General features: G+C 39.2%; 18 protein-coding genes. 9 read left to right on the plus strand and 9 right to left on the minus strand.

Annotated features, from left to right (window positions below; all coding sequences use genetic code 11):
• Positions 1–26 precede the first annotated feature (26 nt).
• Positions 27–863, minus strand: a complete 837-nt coding sequence (locus tag HMPREF3263_RS02380) for a KPN_02809 family neutral zinc metallopeptidase (protein ID WP_005699634.1) — start codon at positions 861–863, stop codon at positions 27–29.
• Positions 864–1,040: 177 nt separating this feature from the next.
• Between HMPREF3263_RS02380 and lysM the strand changes: the two genes are divergently transcribed.
• The 8 genes from lysM (at position 1,041) to rplA (ending at position 7,358) form a co-directional block, all read left to right on the plus strand.
• A complete protein-coding gene (gene lysM / locus HMPREF3263_RS02385; RefSeq protein WP_014064256.1) occupies positions 1,041–1,481 on the plus strand; it encodes a peptidoglycan-binding protein LysM in 441 nt (146 codons plus the stop codon).
• A gap of 213 nt (positions 1,482–1,694) precedes the next feature.
• Entirely contained in the window at positions 1,695–2,993 is a 1,299-nt protein-coding gene (gene tig, locus HMPREF3263_RS02390; RefSeq protein WP_049384847.1) for a trigger factor, read from the plus strand.
• 144 nt (positions 2,994–3,137) lie between these two features.
• The gene (gene clpP / locus HMPREF3263_RS02395) at positions 3,138–3,719 is read left to right on the plus strand and encodes an ATP-dependent Clp endopeptidase proteolytic subunit ClpP (RefSeq protein WP_005699645.1); all 582 of its coding nucleotides are present in this window, start codon (positions 3,138–3,140) and stop codon (positions 3,717–3,719) included.
• A gap of 9 nt (positions 3,720–3,728) precedes the next feature.
• Positions 3,729–4,967: an ATP-dependent protease ATP-binding subunit ClpX gene (gene clpX / locus HMPREF3263_RS02400; RefSeq protein WP_014064253.1), complete on the plus strand. Its 1,239-nt coding sequence runs from the start codon at positions 3,729–3,731 to the stop codon at positions 4,965–4,967.
• A gap of 121 nt (positions 4,968–5,088) precedes the next feature.
• Complete coding sequence (secE, locus tag HMPREF3263_RS02405) at positions 5,089–5,505, plus strand: preprotein translocase subunit SecE (RefSeq protein WP_070852913.1); 417 nt, start codon at positions 5,089–5,091, stop codon at positions 5,503–5,505.
• Position 5,506: 1 nt separating this feature from the next.
• A complete protein-coding gene (gene nusG / locus HMPREF3263_RS02410; protein WP_005695227.1) occupies positions 5,507–6,064 on the plus strand; it encodes a transcription termination/antitermination protein NusG in 558 nt (185 codons plus the stop codon).
• A 171-nt stretch (positions 6,065–6,235) separates the two neighbouring features.
• Complete coding sequence (rplK, locus tag HMPREF3263_RS02415; RefSeq protein ID WP_014064251.1) at positions 6,236–6,664, plus strand: 50S ribosomal protein L11; 429 nt, start codon at positions 6,236–6,238, stop codon at positions 6,662–6,664.
• A 4-nt stretch (positions 6,665–6,668) separates the two neighbouring features.
• Positions 6,669–7,358, plus strand: coding sequence for a 50S ribosomal protein L1 (gene rplA, locus HMPREF3263_RS02420; protein ID WP_005695230.1), 690 nt, complete (start codon positions 6,669–6,671; stop codon positions 7,356–7,358).
• A gap of 146 nt (positions 7,359–7,504) precedes the next feature.
• Here the strand turns inward: rplA and HMPREF3263_RS02425 are convergent, their stop codons facing one another.
• From HMPREF3263_RS02425 to eno, 7 genes are all read right to left on the minus strand, one after another.
• Complete coding sequence (locus tag HMPREF3263_RS02425; RefSeq protein ID WP_005698149.1) at positions 7,505–8,650, minus strand: iron-containing alcohol dehydrogenase; 1,146 nt, start codon at positions 8,648–8,650, stop codon at positions 7,505–7,507.
• Between the two features lie 48 nt (positions 8,651–8,698).
• The gene (locus HMPREF3263_RS02430) at positions 8,699–9,880 is read right to left on the minus strand and encodes a glutathionylspermidine synthase family protein (protein WP_005698024.1); all 1,182 of its coding nucleotides are present in this window, start codon (positions 9,878–9,880) and stop codon (positions 8,699–8,701) included.
• A 2-nt stretch (positions 9,881–9,882) separates the two neighbouring features.
• A complete protein-coding gene (locus tag HMPREF3263_RS02435) occupies positions 9,883–10,503 on the minus strand; it encodes a hypothetical protein (RefSeq protein ID WP_032804050.1) in 621 nt (206 codons plus the stop codon).
• 7 nt (positions 10,504–10,510) lie between these two features.
• Entirely contained in the window at positions 10,511–11,218 is a 708-nt protein-coding gene (locus HMPREF3263_RS02440) for an HAD-IA family hydrolase (protein WP_005698106.1), read from the minus strand.
• 8 nt (positions 11,219–11,226) lie between these two features.
• Entirely contained in the window at positions 11,227–11,646 is a 420-nt protein-coding gene (locus tag HMPREF3263_RS02445; RefSeq protein WP_005698036.1) for a DUF2251 domain-containing protein, read from the minus strand.
• 8 nt (positions 11,647–11,654) lie between these two features.
• A complete protein-coding gene (locus HMPREF3263_RS02450) occupies positions 11,655–12,293 on the minus strand; it encodes an NUDIX hydrolase N-terminal domain-containing protein (RefSeq protein ID WP_005698089.1) in 639 nt (212 codons plus the stop codon).
• Between the two features lie 70 nt (positions 12,294–12,363).
• Positions 12,364–13,674 carry a phosphopyruvate hydratase gene (gene eno / locus HMPREF3263_RS02455; RefSeq protein WP_005698144.1) on the minus strand — a complete coding sequence of 437 codons (1,311 nt, stop codon included), beginning with the start codon at positions 13,672–13,674 and terminating at the stop codon, positions 12,364–12,366.
• Positions 13,675–13,950: 276 nt separating this feature from the next.
• On the opposite strand from eno, the gene HMPREF3263_RS02460 reads away from it, so the two are divergent.
• On the plus strand, positions 13,951–15,723 hold the full coding sequence (locus tag HMPREF3263_RS02460) for a DUF4153 domain-containing protein (RefSeq protein ID WP_070852914.1): 1,773 nt from the start codon (positions 13,951–13,953) through the stop codon (positions 15,721–15,723).
• 101 nt (positions 15,724–15,824) lie between these two features.
• On the opposite strand, the gene HMPREF3263_RS02465 is transcribed toward HMPREF3263_RS02460, so the two are convergent.
• Positions 15,825–17,390, minus strand: coding sequence for a DUF6630 family protein (locus tag HMPREF3263_RS02465; protein WP_005698042.1), 1,566 nt, complete (start codon positions 17,388–17,390; stop codon positions 15,825–15,827).
• Positions 17,391–17,422 lie beyond the last annotated feature (32 nt).

The raw sequence follows: 17,422 nt of genomic DNA on the forward strand, positions 1-17,422 counted from the left end.
GCTGACATGAATCAGCCTTAAAGATTTTATTGGTTAAAGGTATTACACACAGAAGGATTAGCGCTTTGTAAGCCTTTTCTGAACCATTCTAGACGCTGTGCCGATGTACCGTGAGTGAAACTATCCGGTACCACATAACCTTGGCTGCGTTTTTGTAAACGGTCATCGCCCACAGCTTCTGCTGCATTAAACGCTTTTTCTTCATCACCGCGTTCAAATAAACCACTTTTCACCGCTTGGCTCGCCCAAACACCAGCGAAGCAGTCAGCTTGAAGTTCTAATTGAACGGAAAGTTGATTTGCCGTTTTGCGATCGCTGCTTTGTTGTGCGCGATTCACTTGCGGCAGAATTCCAAGCATATTTTGTACGTGGTGACCAACTTCGTGCGCAATCACATAAGCAAAGGCAGAATCACCTGCTGCACCCAGTTTATTTTTCATTTCATTATAGAACGATAAATCAAGGTAAACTTTGCGATCGCTCGGGCAGTAGAATGGACCCATTGCAGATTGACCCGTACCACAAGCGGTTGGCGTTACACCATTGTAAAGCACCATGGTTGGTTCACTATAGGTTTTACCCATTTGTCTGAAATATTGTCCCCAAACGGTTTCAGTATCCGCTAATACAACTTTAGAAAGACTCGCAAGCTGCTGTTCTTCTTGAGTTTCTAACTGTTGAGAGCTTTGTCCTGAAAAATCAGGCGTACCCACTAAGCCTGAAAGATCCACGCCATAATAAGCGCCGACTAAAAGAATGATAATACCGAGCACACCGGTGCCTTTTCCGCCACCGAAGTTACCGCCGCCAGAGCCACGTCTATCTTCAATATTTGAGCTTTCTCTACGACCTTCCCAACGCATAATTTGTCCTTTCTAAGTGAGTAAATTAAAAATCGGCGTATTCTATCAAAGTGTGGTCAATTTTAGATCAGTTTTCTTGAAATATTTACATAGCTTTACACTCTGATTTATGGACTTCTTAAGGGAATTTCAGTATCGTAATAATCCCTTAAACAAACATACAAAAGGAACTTTAAAATGGGTTTATTTGATTTTGTCAGTGACATTGGTAAGAAAGTTTTCTCTAAAGAAGAAGATGCGTCTAAAGCGGTGACTCAACACATTGCAGAAGACAATCCAGGCGTGGAAAACTTATCTGTTACCGTTGAAAATGGTGTAGCAAATATCCAAGGTGTGGCATCAACTGCAGCGGCATTAGAAAAAGCAGTATTAATGGCGGGTAACATTCAAGGTATCCACTCAGTAACAAGCGATGCAAGCATCAATAACGGTGAAACCTTAGGCAGTGATGAAACATTCTATGTAATCCAAAAAGGTGACACCTTGTGGAAAATCGCTGAGAAAGCTTACGGAAATGGCGCGAAATATACCGCTATCGTTGAAGCGAACAAAGAAGTGATTAAAGACGCGGATAAGATTTTCCCAGGTCAAAAAATTCGTTTACCGAAAGGTTTATAATTCGATAAAAAGTGCGGTTATTCTTGACCGCACTTTTTTCTTTATCAAAAATTGTTGATAAATTGTGCAATTTTAGCGGGTTTTCTATTGAATTTTCCGGTTTCTATCGACTGTTTGATTTTCTTTCGCTATAATTTGGCGGTTTTTTATTTTTACAAACAATAACGTGTTCGGTGTGGTTTTTACCGAGTGCAACATTAATTGAGGTTACAAATGTCATTAAATATTGAAACAACTCAAGGTTTAGAGCGTCGTGTGACGATCACCGTTCCAGCTGAAGCTGTAGAAAAAGCAACTCGTGAAGAATTCAAACGTGCAGCAAAAAATGTACGTGTTGATGGTTTCCGTAAAGGTCACGTGCCAGCTCACATCATTGAACAACGTTTTGGCGCATCAATCCGTCAAGATGTGTTAAACGATTTATTACCACGTCATTTCTTTGACGCAGTAATCGCTGAGAAAATCAACATCGCAGGTCGTCCAACTTTCGCTATCGAAACGTTCGAACCTGGTAAAGATTTATCATTCACTGCAACTTTCGAAGTGTACCCGGAAGTTGAATTAAAAGGTTTAGAAAACATCAAAGTTGAGAAACCAACTGTTGAAATCACTGAAGCTGATATCGATAAAATGATCGATGTATTACGTAAACAACAAGCGACTTGGGCTGAAAGCAAAGCTGCAGCGAAAGCAGATTCACGCGTAACAATCGACTTCGTTGGTTCAGTAGATGGCGAAGAATTCGAAGGCGGTAAAGCAACTGATTTCGTTCTATTCATGGGCCAAGGTCGTATGATCCCTGGTTTTGAAGAGGGCATCGTAGGCCACAAAGCAGGCGAACAATTCGATATCAATGTGACTTTCCCAGCTGAATACCATTCTGAAAACTTAAAAGGTAAAGATGCAAAATTTGCGATCACCTTGAAAAAAGTAGAAGAAATGGAATTACCAGAATTAACCGATGAGTTCGTTGCTAAATTTGGTCCAAACACTAAAACTGTGGCAGATTTACGTGCAGAAATCCGTAAAAATATGGAACGTGAATTGAAAAACGCATTAGTTTCTCGCGTTAAACAACAAGTCATAAACGGTTTAATCGAACAAAACCCAATTGATGTTCCAGCTTCTGCAGTAGAAGAAGAAATCAATGTGTTACGTAACCAAGCAGCACAACGCTTCGGTGGCAATGCACAACAAGCTGCACAATTACCACGTGAATTATTTGAAGCTGATGCAAAACGTCGTGTTCAAGTCGGTTTATTATTCTCTGAAGTGATCAAATCAAACGAATTGAAAGCGGATGAAGAACGTGCGAAAGCAATGATCGCGGATATCGCTTCTGCTTACGAACAACCAGCTGAAGTAGTTGAATATTACAGCAAAAATGAAGAGTTAATGAACAACATTCGCAATGTAGTATTAGAAGAACAAGCAGTTGATGCCGTTCTTGCTAAAGCTCAAGTGACTGAAAAAGCGTCTTCATTTGATGAGATCATGAATCCACAAGCATAATAATTGATAGAACGTGAATTAAATTCACAGATATATCATCGAAAAGTGCGGTTGTTTTTTTCAATGAAAAGCGACCGCATTTTGTTTTTACTGATTTTCGGGTAGAATATTGCCCGATTTTTTAGCACATATTTAGGGGCAAAAATGAGTGTAATTCCTATGGTTGTCGAACAAACCTCTCGTGGTGAACGTTCGTACGACATTTATTCCCGCCTATTAAAAGAGCGCGTGATCTTCTTGAATGGTGAAGTAGAAGATCATATGGCAAATTTGATCGTGGCACAGCTACTTTTCTTAGAATCAGAAGATCCGAAAAAAGACATCAATATTTATATTAACTCACCGGGCGGTTCAGTGACTGCGGGTATGGCAATTTACGATACCATGCAATTTATTAAACCGGATGTGCGTACTCTTTGCATTGGTCAAGCTTGCTCAATGGGCGCATTTTTACTTGCAGGGGGGGCAGCAGGAAAACGTGCTGCATTACCGAATGCACGAGTGATGATTCATCAACCGTTAGGTGGTTTCCGTGGACAAGCATCTGATATTCAGATCCACGCACAAGAAATTTTAAAAATTAAACAAACCTTAAACGAGCGTCTTGCTTTCCATACAGGTCAAAGCATCGAGCGTATCGAAAAAGACACCGATCGTGACAACTTTATGTCGGCGGAAGAAGCAAAAGCTTACGGCTTAGTGGACGATGTGTTGATTAAACGTTAAGGATTTAACATGACAACAAATGATAACGATCTTCACTGTTCTTTCTGCGGAAGAGAAAAAAGTGAAGTAGGTAAATTAATTGCGGGTACAGATGGTTATATTTGTAACGAGTGTATCGAGCTTTGCCACAGTATGTTGGAAGACAGTGGAGAAATCGAAACACCTAGCGAACTGGCAGTTGAAGAAAAATTACCGACACCACACGAAATTCGTGCGCACTTAGATGATTATGTGATTGGGCAAGATTATGCGAAAAAAGTCTTGTCAGTGGCGGTTTACAATCACTATAAACGCTTACGTACGAACCACCAAAGCAATGATGTGGAATTAGGTAAAAGTAATATCTTGTTAATTGGTCCAACAGGTAGCGGTAAAACCTTATTAGCACAAACCTTGGCACGTCGTTTAAATGTACCTTTTGCTATGGCCGATGCGACGACGTTAACCGAAGCTGGTTATGTGGGCGAAGACGTGGAAAATGTTCTGCAAAAATTATTGCAAAACTGCGATTACGATACGGAAAAAGCAGAGCAGGGCATTATCTATATTGATGAAATTGATAAAATCAGCCGTAAATCAGAAGGCGCGTCTATTACTCGCGATGTGTCTGGTGAAGGTGTGCAACAAGCCTTATTAAAATTAATTGAAGGCACTATCGCATCTGTACCGCCACAAGGTGGACGTAAACATCCTCAACAAGAAATGTTGAAAGTGGATACCTCAAAAATCCTCTTTATTTGTGGTGGGGCATTTGCTGGCTTAGATAAAATTATCGGTAAGCGTACACAAACTGATACCGGAATTGGTTTTGATGCAAAAGTAGAGAAAGAAGAAGACAAAGAAAATCTTTCTGAATTATTCCGTCAAGTTGAGCCGGATGATTTAATGAAATTCGGTTTAATTCCAGAATTTATTGGTCGTCTTCCGATGATTGCACCATTAAGCGAATTAGATGAGGAAGCGTTGATTCAGATCCTTACTCAACCGAAAAATGCACTGACCAAACAATATCAAGCATTATTTGGCTTAGAGGATGTGGAACTTGAATTCACGCCGGAAGCATTAAAAGCGATGGCGAAAAAAGCCCTTGAACGTAAAACCGGTGCACGTGGTTTACGCTCAATCGTTGAGGCTGTATTGTTAGATACGATGTATGATTTACCTTCAATCGAAAACTTGCAAAAAGTGATTGTGGATGAAGAAACCATCGTTGATAACAAACCACCAAAGCTCGAATATAAAAACTAATAGAAAGTGCGGTTGTTTTTTCTAACATTTTTCATAGGCAATCCCGAAAGAAAATGCTACAATCGCACGTTCTGAAATTAATCTAAAAATTATTTATCCCTTATTTTATACGGATTCACTTATGGCAACTGAAATTGTTGAAAAAAAGAAACACGACCAAGAACAAGTCGTAGAAGGAAAATCAAAAGGCTTAAACACTCTTCTTTGGATTATTTCTGTGGCATTTTTTACTGCTGCAGCGATTGGTAACGTTTATTTTAAAGACGCCTTCTCTTTACCTGTACGTGTAGTTGGCGTAGTTGTCGCTTTATTAATTGCCTTTGGTTTAGCTGCAATTACTAATCAAGGTACAAAAGCTCGTACATTCTTTAGCGAAGCAAAAGTTGAAGGTCGTAAAGTGGTATGGCCAACTCGTGCAGAAACACGTCAAACAACTTTAATCGTAATTGGGGTAACCGTGCTTACCTCTTTATTCTTCTGGGCAATTGATTCAATTATCATTGCATTGATTAACTTCTTAACTGATTTGAGATTCTAAAATGAGCGAAACTGAAAACGTATCCAAAAAACGTTGGTATGTATTGCAAGCATTCTCAGGCTTTGAGAGTCGTGTTGCAATCACATTGCGTGAATATATCAAACAACAACAAATGGAAGATCAGTTTGGTGAAGTATTAGTGCCGACTGAAGAAGTCGTTGAAAACGTAGCAGGTAAACGTCGTAAAAGCGAACGTAAATTCTTCCCTGGCTATGTATTAGTTGAAATGGCAATGAATGATGACACATGGCACTTAGTGAAAAGCGTACCACGTGTAATGGGCTTTATCGGTGGTACACCAGATAAGCCAGCGCCAATTTCTAAACGTGAAGCAGATTTAATTTTAAATCGTTTAGAGCAAAGTGCTGAAAAACCACGTCATCGTAAAGAATATCAACCAGGTGAAGAAGTACGTGTGACAGAAGGTCCATTTGCTGACTTTAATGGTACGGTTGAAGAAGTGGATTACGAAAAAGGTCGCTTAAAAGTGTCTGTATCTATCTTCGGTCGTGCAACACCAGTTGAGCTTGAATTTGGTCAAGTGGAAAAAACACGTTAATTTCCCTTTTCCAAAATAAGAAATTTAATGGCCGCACTTAAAAAATAAAGTGCGGTTGTTTTTCGAGTAGTTTTTCTGCTTGAAATTTCGAGGCTGATTAATTAAAATACAGCCTTTCATTAACAGGGGAGCCGATTTCGGCGTTATCACCCATTTAGAGGAAACTAAAAAATGGCAAAAAAAGTCCAAGCATACGTTAAGTTGCAAGTTGCAGCTGGTATGGCAAACCCATCACCACCAGTTGGTCCTGCATTAGGTCAACAAGGTGTGAACATCATGGAATTCTGTAAAGCATTCAACGCTCGTACTGAGAGCTTAGAAAAAGGTTTACCAATTCCAGTTGTTATCACTGTATATGCAGACCGTTCATTCACTTTCATTACTAAAACTCCACCAGCAGCAGTATTATTGAAAAAAGCTGCAGGTATCAAATCTGGTTCAGGTAAACCGAACAAAGATAAAGTGGGTAAAGTAACTTTAGATCAAGTTCGTCAAATCGCTGAAACTAAAGCAGCAGATATGACTGGCGCGACTATCGAAACTAAAATGAAATCAATTGCTGGTACTGCTCGCTCAATGGGCTTAGTGGTGGAGGAATAATACGATGGCTAAATTGACTAAAAAAATGAAAGCAATCAAAGCTGGCGTAGATTCTACTAAAGCATATGAAATCAACGAAGCAATCGCGTTATTAAAACAATTCGCAACAGCTAAATTCGTTGAAAGTGTTGACGTTGCAGTAAACTTAGGTATCGATCCTCGTAAATCAGACCAAAACGTTCGTGGTGCAACTGTATTACCACACGGTACAGGTCGTGAAGTACGCGTAGCTGTGTTCACCCAAGGTGCTAACGCAGATGCAGCTAAAGAAGCTGGCGCTGATTTAGTCGGTATGGAAGATTTAGCAGAGCAAATCAAAAAAGGCGAAATGAACTTTGACGTTGTTATCGCTTCTCCTGATGCAATGCGTGTTGTTGGTCAATTAGGTCAAGTATTAGGCCCACGTGGTTTAATGCCAAACCCTAAAGTTGGTACCGTAACACCAAACGTTGCTGAAGCAGTTAAAAATGCTAAATCTGGTCAGATCCGTTATCGTAACGATAAAAACGGTATCATCCACACAACAATTGGTAAAGCAAACTTCTCTGAAGTTCAATTAAAAGAAAACCTTCAAGCATTATTGGCTGCTTTAAACAAAGCAAAACCAACTACTGCAAAGGGTATCTTTATCAAGAAAGTAAGCATCTCTACAACTATGGGTGCTGGTGTGGCTGTTGATCAAGCTTCACTATAATTAAGCGTTAAAACTTAATTCAAATTAACCGCACTTTGGATAACTAAAGCGCGGTTATTTTTTTCAACGAGTTAAATGTTGAGAATATAAAAAGAGCGGTCAAATTTCATTGTGTTTTGAATTTGACCGCTCTTTTTTATGGGAGATTATTTCGCTAAAGCGAAAATGGCTTCAATAGCTTCTTTAGTATACGTTTTTTCCACTTTCGCTCTGATTGCAGTTTGAGCTGCATTTTCAACAATTTCAGCTAAGGTTTTATTATCAATGCCAAGTTGTTCAAGGCGGGTTGGCGTATCGATTTTATCAAACCAGGCTTTTAAGGCGAAGATGCCGTCTTCAGCCTTGTCTAAGCCAAATATTTCTTTAGCAAAGCGTTTGAATTGAGCAGGTCTTTGAGATTGATACCATTGCATCCACGCAGGCATAATCACGGAAAGGCCAGCACCATGTGGCACATCTGAAATCGCACTCATGGAATGCTCAATCATATGATTTGGGAAACCGTAAGGTGAGATACCTAAATGGGTTAAACCATTTAAAGCAAGTGTAGCCGCCCAGGCAAATTCGCCACGTGCATTGAGATCTTGTGGGTTATTAAGCAAGATTTCGGTGGTGCGAATAACGGTTTTAATATTGCTTTCTACTAAGAAATCAATAATTTCAGGGCGATATTCCGCCGTGAAGTAGGCTTCAATAGAATGAGCAATGATATCTGCAGCGGAATACACTAAATAATCACGGCTGACGGTCGCTTGCAATTTCGGATTAATGACTGATACTTTTGGGAATAAATGATTGCTGTGAATCGAATATTTTTGCTGCGTTTCTTCATTAGTAATGACTGAGCCCCAGTTCATTTCACTGCCTGTTGCCGCGAGGGTGATCACATCAAAAATCATTAATGCTTTTTGCACCGGTGTGCCTTTAAAGAAGTCCCAAGTATCACCGTCATAACACGCACCAGCTGCGATCGCTTTCGCACTATCAAGGCAAGAGCCGCCACCGATACTCAACACACTATCTGCACCAAAGGCTTTTGCCATTGCAACGGCTTCACGAACTTTGCTGATTGTCGGGTTACTTTTTACCCCACCACATTCAATGTATTCAATTCCCTGCTCACGTAAGCTTTTAGCCACATCTTCAAATAAACCGGATTGTTTGACTCGCTCACTGCCATAGATAATTAAGGCCTTTTTTGCACCGTATTCGTGCATATATTTACCCATCTCTTTTTCTTTATCGAGGCCAAATTCAATGCGAGTAGGGTTTTGAAAACTAAATGGATACATATTTATCTCCTTATTATCTATTAAGTGCGGTCAGTTTTTGCGTTGTTTTTATTCCACAAAGTAATGCGGAATGAAGTGGCTATCATTGCCAGTAACTGGGGTAAAATCTTCTCTCAATCCGATGCCACAAGCCACATCACCGACAACCCAAGAACCAATCATAGGATACATACCATCAAAATTTGGCAGTTCAAATTTTTGTTGATAGATATAGCCTGCTTGATCATAAAAGGCAGAATACTCACTGCCTTTGGCAGCAAATTCTAGACCATTACGTTTTTCATAGTAAGAAACATTGGCGCCCTCACGGCCTAAGGTCGGTTTTTTCACCCATATTGATTGACGATCGGTAATATCATGCTTACTAAAGTAAGCAGGGAGTAATAATGGATGATTTGGATGTTTTTGCCATAATTTCGCTAATAGCACTTTATTGCTTAATAGTAATTTCCACGCCGGTTCAATAAAAGTGGTGGAGGAATTAAGCATGTGTGGTGCATATTCTGTGGTGGTCATCCATTCAAGCGGATAGAGCTTAAATAAACAATCAATAGGTTGATTATTCAGATCGAGGAATTGCTGACTATCTTTATCGTAACCCACGTCTTCAATGGCAAGCTGATGAATATGCCAACCTGCGTTGTAAGCCACATCTGCTAGGTAATCGATATTGCCCCAATCTTCACGCCCCGCTTCTTGCATGGCACTAAAATGGAAATCGTTTAGCCCAGTTTGTTGTTGAATAAACTGAAAGCGATTAAGCAATTCTTCGTGAATCCAATTGAATTGGTCACGATGTGCTAAGCCTTCAATTTGCTCTAACCATTGCCATTGCACCACGGCAGCTTCAAGCAAGGAGGTGGGCGTGTCGGCATTGTATTCAAACATTTTGAGGTTTTCACCGTCATAACCAAAATCAAAACGGCCATATAAGTGCGGTACGTTTTTAGCCCATGTTTGTTCAATCAGATTTTTCTGTAAATCGGTGAAGCAATAATAGGCATAATCACCTTGTTTCACTTCATCGGCAACAAAATCCATACACATTGCATGCAATTCGTTGGTGGCATCTTCAATACGATCGATTTCAGCTAAGGTAAATTCATACGCTACATTATCTGACCAATAATGCGAGCCATCAGAGGAAGGCAGATTATAGTAGTCAAAGCCCACATCTAATAATTGTTGCACCATATTGGGACGAGTAGGAAAGCCTGTGATTCGCTTCATATTTAACCGCCTGAGCTGCTGCTTGAGCTAGCGCTTTTAAAGCCACCGCGTGAAACCGGTTTGCTGTAAGTGCTACCGGCATTGCCTTTAACTAATACAGGCTTACCGACAGAACGATTAGTTTGCGGTTGGATAACTTGACCCGTTGGCGTAGAAACAGCACGGTTGCTTGGATTGTAGCTAGGCCCTAAAAATGCCCCCACCGTACGCGCGATCATATAACCCATTGCGGCGCCTGCAATCGCACTGCCCATACTGCCATGTCCTTCTCCTGTTGCAGAGCTCGTGTGGCTTGTTCCCTCCGCGCTGCTTGAATTACCAGAGTGAGTTACACCATCAGGATTTAAGGTTTGTTTAACGGTCTGATTGTCCTCTGACCATTCGCTATTATTGCTTGGACGTGTATTTAAATTGCCCGAGAGAGAGGAACCAGAGCCAGCATGCGCAGTTGTGCTGCTGTTATTGTCAGTAGATTGGTCAGCTTCGCACAATTCGATTTTTTGCCAATCGGCTAAACAATCCTCAAGGCTGTTATAAACATCACGTTGAACTTGCTCTTCTGAGCAGCCACCCAATAAAGCCACAATGGAAAGGCTGACGAGAACTTGATTTTTCTTTTTCATCATAGGTTTAAAGTGTTAATAATTCAGTTAAATGATTGATTTCTAATGTAGGCAAAACACTTGCTTCAGTAAATGAATTGAGATCTTTGCCCGATAAATTGATCCATGCAGCTTGGCAGCCGGCTTGAATGGCGCCTTGAACGTCCGTAGTTAAGTTGTCACCAATGTGTAAAATTTCATTCGGTTTTACGCCAAAATAATGGGCGGTTTGGTGGAACAAATCTTGATGAGGTTTCGCTCTGCCTTGCTCTCCTCCACGTAAACTCAGCTGAAAGTGTTCAAACCCAATACGTGTTGCAATCACATTACCATTGGTAATCACGCTCAACAGGTAGCGATCTTTAAGTTGATTCAGCACTTCGATGCTTTCAGTGGGGACATTAATTTTATGTCGCCATTCAATAAATTCTTCCATGGCAAGCGCTAAAGTGCGGTCAATTTCAACCGCACTTTTACCATGATGTATCAGTAAGTTACGTAATGTTTCGACACGCCAGGCAATTACGTCTTCAGCAATCAAGGGATCTTTCTCCACCAGTTGCCATTTCCATTCTCGCCAATATTCTGAGGTAAGATCGCTCAGTTGTGCGTGTTCTTGCACACATTGAAGAAAGCGTTCTTCGGCCAAACGAATGACATCACTGTTATCGTAAAGGGTGTCATCAAGATCAAAACTCATGACCTTGAAAGGCTGAAGACCACGGTAAAATCGCATAGTTAATCCTATTTAATCGTATTCACACCAAGCCATGCGGTCGCACGTTCATTGGTGATTTCTTCGTGTGTCCACATGCTCATTAAGTCAGGTTGAGGATGTTTGTTGGTGTTATAGCCGATCAAATGAGCAAAATCAAATACGGCATGGGGATAGCCGTTAATAAGCAATAAGGCTAAATAGCCGCTTTCATCCCAGCAGATTTCTAATTTACGGGCTTCATGATGATTGCGAGTGTTATCGACGTTATAAACATGTAAGCAATCGACAACAGGCTGCGCATTTTGACGCATATCTAACGCATAAAAATAGCCGGTTTCACCGTCATCTTCAAACATCACCGCCAAATGGTCATGTACAGTTGAGTGTGTACCGACTTGCTTTGCTTGACCGAGAAAAAGTTGGTCTTCGAGGGTTAAATGTAACATGGTATTTCCTAATCAAATTGTGTAGTCCAGTGACTACTATGGTGTGCTTGAAAGCAAAGTTCAACCTGTGCGGGCGTATTTTTTTCTTCATTCATTGGTGGTAGTTCATTCAACGCAAAATAGGCAGATTGAACGGTTTCACTATTTGGTTGAAATTCACCACTTAATGGTTCGCACATGACGAAGGTTTTGAGTACAGGATGTGCAAAAGGCGGAAAATTGCGTTTATGTTGTTCGTGAATAGCAATAATAAAAGTCGGTTTAACATTAAGCCCCGCTTCTTCGCGTACTTCTTTAATCGTATTACTATGAATGGTTTCTAGCACATCTATCCAGCCGCCAGGCAGTGACCAAAGTCCATCATTTTCTTGTACTAATAAAATTTTATCATCTTTGAAAATAGCTGCGCGTGAATCGATTTTAGGGGTTTGATAACCAGCCCCATTGCAAAAAAACGATTTGACAGTTTCTTTGGGGATTGCTGTTTTATAAGCGAGCATTTCAGCAGACAAATCCCGCAGGCGTTCATAGCGTTCAATATCATAGATATTTTTGCAATAAGTTAGCCCGTTTTGTGCAATGCTTTGGATTTCGATAGCCCAAGATAACCAAGGTTCAGTAAGCAGTGAATCAGATTGTGTCTTCATAAAAGCACCTTAAAAAAACACCGCACTTTTTGCAAAGTGCGGTGCTATTTTACATTAAATTAAGCAAAAATTATGCTTGACCTTTAACCGCTTTTAAACCTAAGAACGGAGCTGGTGTACCAGCGCGTTCTAATGCTTCTTCGATACGGATTAATTGGTTGTATTTCGCAATACGGTCAGAACGGCTCATAGAACCAGTTTTGATTTGACCTGCTGCTGTACCAACCGCTAAATCAGCGATAGTCGCATCTTCGGTTTCACCTGAACGGTGAGAGATTACAGCTGTGTAACCTGCATCTTTAGCCATTTTAATTGCTGCTAAAGTTTCAGTTAAAGAACCGATTTGGTTGAATTTGATTAAGATAGAGTTTGCAATACCTTTTTCGATACCTTCTTTTAAGATTTTGGTGTTAGTTACGAATAAGTCGTCGCCCACTAATTGAACGCGGTCACCTAACACTTTAGTTTGGTATGCAAAACCATCCCAGTCAGATTCATCTTGACCATCTTCGATAGACACGATTGGGTATTGTTTAGTTAACTCTTCAAGATAGTGCGTGAACTCTTGAGAAGTGAATGAACGGCCTTCGCCTTTCATTTCGTATTTGCCAGTTTCTTTGTTATAGAACTCAGAAGATGCACAGTCCATTGCTAAAGTGACGTCTTTACCTAATACATAGCCTGCTTTTTCTACAGCTTCTTTGATACATGCTAAAGCGTCTGCGTTAGAGGCTAAGTTAGGTGCGAAACCACCTTCATCACCTACAGCAGTGCTCATGCCTTTAGATTTTAATACTTTCGCAAGGTTGTGGAATACTTCAGCACCGATACGAAGTGCTTCACGTAATGTTTTCGCACCAACTGGTTGAATCATGAATTCTTGGATATCAACGTTGTTATCTGCGTGCTCACCACCGTTGATGATGTTCATCATTGGTAATGGCATAGAGTAAACGCCTGGCGTGCCGTTAAGTTCTGCGATGTAAGCGTAAAGAGGTAAACCTTTAGATGCAGCTGCTGCTTTTGCGTTTGCTAAAGATACCGCTAAGATTGCGTTTGCACCGAAGTTAGATTTGTTTTCAGTACCGTCTAAATCGATCATGATTTGGTCGATTTCAGCTTGGTTAGACGCTTCTTTACCCACTAATACATCTGCGATAGGACCGTTTACTGCTGCAACTGCTTTTAATACACCTTTGCCTAAGAAACGAGATTTGTCGCCGTCACGTAATTCTAATGCTTCACGAGAACCAGTAGATGCACCTGATGGCGCAGCTGCTAAACCAACGAAACCACCTTCAAGATGAACTTCAGCTTCTACAGTTGGGTTACCACGAGAGTCGATGATTTCACGACCAATGACTTTAACGATTTTTGCCATTTTGTTTTCCTCTGTTTAAAGTTAATTAAAATTAGTTAGGCGAACCTAAAACGGGAATATAATAAAGCAAATTTAGAAATTTGTCTTGGAAAAATGACCGCACTTTGATCTGTATCTTATTTTTCAATCAAGTGCGGTGAGTTTTTATCTAATATCTATTTAATTTTAGTGGATTTGTCTATAAAAGTTAGTTAAAGTGCCAGAGAATTTCCATACTATTTTAGTATGAATTATTAAGTGTTAAATAAGGCTTTATAGAATAAAAAAGGAATGATTATGTCTGTTTCAACATTTTTCGAAAAGACTAAAACCCAAATAAAAAACGCGGTATCTACGCATCCGATTGAAATTTTTATGATTACTGCGTTTGCGATTGGGATTTGGTTTGTGGAATTAGGATCTCATCAAGGGAATGATCATTTAGCTTATTGGATATTTGCGCCAATCTTATTTATCTTTGTTTATCTCTCTCGCCCATATTCTTGGTATCGTTTTTCATGGATTGTGCCATTGGTGGCGCTAGCTATCATTGGCATGACCAATGATAGTGCAGAGTTTTATCTATCGAGTCCAAAATTTTGGGGCGCAAATTTTATTGCGTTACTGGTGTTATTAGGGTTTCCATTTGAAAAAAATAATCAAGGGTTTACCTACCGTAATTTTACCAATCTATTCCATCTTGGCTTAGCGACAATGGTATGGTTGTTGGTGTTTGGATTAGTAGCAGCGATTCTATTTACAATTACTACACTCTTTAGTGTCGAGTTTTCTGATAGTTTCTATGAGCATTTTTATACATCTTTAGGCATTTTTACTTTGCCACTCTTTTTCTTAGTATTCCAACAACGCCAAGCTAAATCAGAAATGACGTTAAATCGCATTTTTGAGATCTTAGTTAATTTTGTATTAGCACCAGCATTGATGATTTTCACTGTGTTGCTTTATGCTTATGTTGTGCAAATTATTTTTGAAGGCGTATTACCAAAAGGCATGCTGGCGAATATTACCTTGCCTTACCTGCTTGGTGGTTTAGGCGTATATGCATTACGTTCTATTTGTGCTAAAGCCCGCTGGGAAACTTTCTTTAAGTTCTATCCGTATCTATCTATTGTGCCAATCGTGTTGTTATGGTTGGCGATTGATCGCCGTATTAGTACCTATGCTTGGACGGAACAACGTATTTATTTAGTGGCTTTGGCTACGGCGATTACGATTGCTTATGCGATTCTGATTGTGCCAAAAGCACGTCAATACCGCCTGATTTCTGGGGTTGTCATGGTGGCAATTTTCGCTATGACTTGGATTGTTAAACCACAAGAAATTGCTTACCAAAGCCAAACTGCACGTTTTGAACAGTTATTGAAAAAACTTAATTTATCAGATGGCTTAGGCAAAATTCGTGATGATATAGATTTTGTCGAACGTTTAGAGAATATGCCGAAGAGCGAGCTTAAAGATTGGGAAGAATTAGATAATGTAACATTTTATATGGTTCGTCATATAGCGCTAGACTCTTATGTAGAAGATCCTTATAAAGAAAGACACGAGATATTTAAGCAGAGATATGGTGAAAAATCTGAAGAACTTGTTACATTAAATATTTATGGTGATCATATCAGCATCAATAGCCAAGTAATTAGCGACCGAAAAACAACAATAGAATTTCTATGGGAGTCAATTGATGTCACGCCGTATAAAAAATGGATTCGTGTACCAAGACCTGGATTTTATCGTACAGAGGTTCAGACTTATATGAAATCTGATGAAAAAGCGGATAAGCACGAAGAGAAGCCAGAGGTTTGCTTTGTTGAAGATCACGACAGATATTGCACTAATATGGATGAACATATTCATAAAGTATTTAAAGATCATCAACTAGACCCGATGAAAAAAATGTCTAAAGCTGAGATTAAATTGCTTAGCCAAGATTTATTAAAAATTGATAGACCAAGCTTTGCGATTTATTTGAGCGAACTTGAAGTGAAATTTAGACCAGAAAGCGGTTATTACTATAATCGAATATATACGAAAGCTATTTTTGATAAGTAACTGTAAATTTAAAACACTGTGATTTTTTACAGCATTTTTGCAACAATTAGCTAAAAATGATCGTTTTTTATTTCTGCCATGTTGTTTTCTGTCCATAAAATTTAATGGTTGACAGGTAAATTTAATATGTCTGCAATTTCTATTATGCGGGTTTCTGCTGATTTTGGGCAAACTAAGCAATAGAAATTGTCGGAACCCGTGTCAACATAAAGTAAAGTATAATCACTTTCTGTTTCTACTTTATTCTTAATGCGTGAAAACTCATGCTGTGCTTCTTTGAAAGTGATTTCAAAAGTTTTTTCAAGAGTTTCTGAAAGAAAATGATTGAGTGAGTCATAATCAATTTTCCAATCATCTTTATAGCAATGAAGATAACTTCTGATAAGCTCTAATTTAGCGTATTCCTCATCGAAATCCTCGTCCTCGTAGATATCGCCAAATGCGATCATTTTTTCTCGACATTTCTCTAGGTCTTTATTTAACCATTTATAGAGGTTTTTAACTTGCTTAATATACTTTGGTTTGATGTGTTTTTTTGTTTCAAGCAAAGTAATTAATTCATCAAATAAGGTATCTTGATTGATTTCAGTTTCACGTCTGTCAATGCTATCGCAAATCAAATCAGCGGCTTGTTTTAACAAAGCAAACTTGTAATGTTGTTCATCAAGCGGTTTGGCATAATAAATTGCTGCCATTAAATTAGAAATAAAAAGCTGCTCAGCATGTTGTAACGAATATGAGGCATCGCTAATAGGTTGTCCAGCAAATAGCTCAATTCTTTGCGGAAGTGCAAATTTAGTGTCTTTAATAATATGTTCATATTCCTTATGCGGTTTTATGCCGAACCCAATATTTAAAAAAGAATAGCCAGAACCATTAAAAAATTCTTCTCGAGAAGCAGGTACGAATCCCATTGGGTTACAGAATTGACTTTGTAAATCATACATATCGCCGCCAAAATCTAGTTCATTAAATTTTTCTTTTGAGTAATCGTCCCAATTATCAGAATAATAAAATTGATAGGCGTAAATATCTGTTTCAAAAACATTGTTTTTGACAAGTAAATCGCCATTAGGTTGATTTTTAAGATAATGCTCAATTTTGGCGAGTTTTTGGTCTAATAATGCAAAATCTTCAGGCTTTTCAATAGCGTTTAATACCGCATCAACTGAAGATAAAAATTGCTCATAATGTGGACTATGTTGATTAAATGGTTTTGCCTGCATCATGCTCTGAAAAAGGTTATTCGTTTGATCCGTTTCGGCGAAAACAAAGCTATCCTGATCAGGGAAAACAAAAACTCTAAAAAGCTTGCTCTCTGTTGGGGCTAATTTGAAATCAATAGAAAGAAATAATTGAACCCAATTTTCCTCTTCAAATTCTCTGCGAGTAATGCAAGGCAGTTTCATTGTTTTTGTTAGGAGCAATTTGAGAGGTTGGTATAAATCAGATAAACCCGTATTTTCTAGCAATTCAGATTCATCTAAATTGGCTTTACCATAATGCCAATAGGTTGCGATTGCCATTGGCGCAACCTTGTGATTTCTGGCAAACAACCACTCAGATGGTTCTTCTTTCGCCTTAAAATATTGAAAGATTTTGTCCAGTTTGGTGGTTAATTTTTTATCTAATTTTTCAGCGCGTGGTTTAGATCTAAAAAATATCATAAGCAGTCTAGTTAGAATACGTCGTTTAAAAG

The sequence above is a fragment of the Haemophilus sp. HMSC61B11 genome, assembly GCF_001838615.1.
GTDB lineage: Bacteria > Pseudomonadota > Gammaproteobacteria > Enterobacterales > Pasteurellaceae > Haemophilus_D > Haemophilus_D parainfluenzae_AD.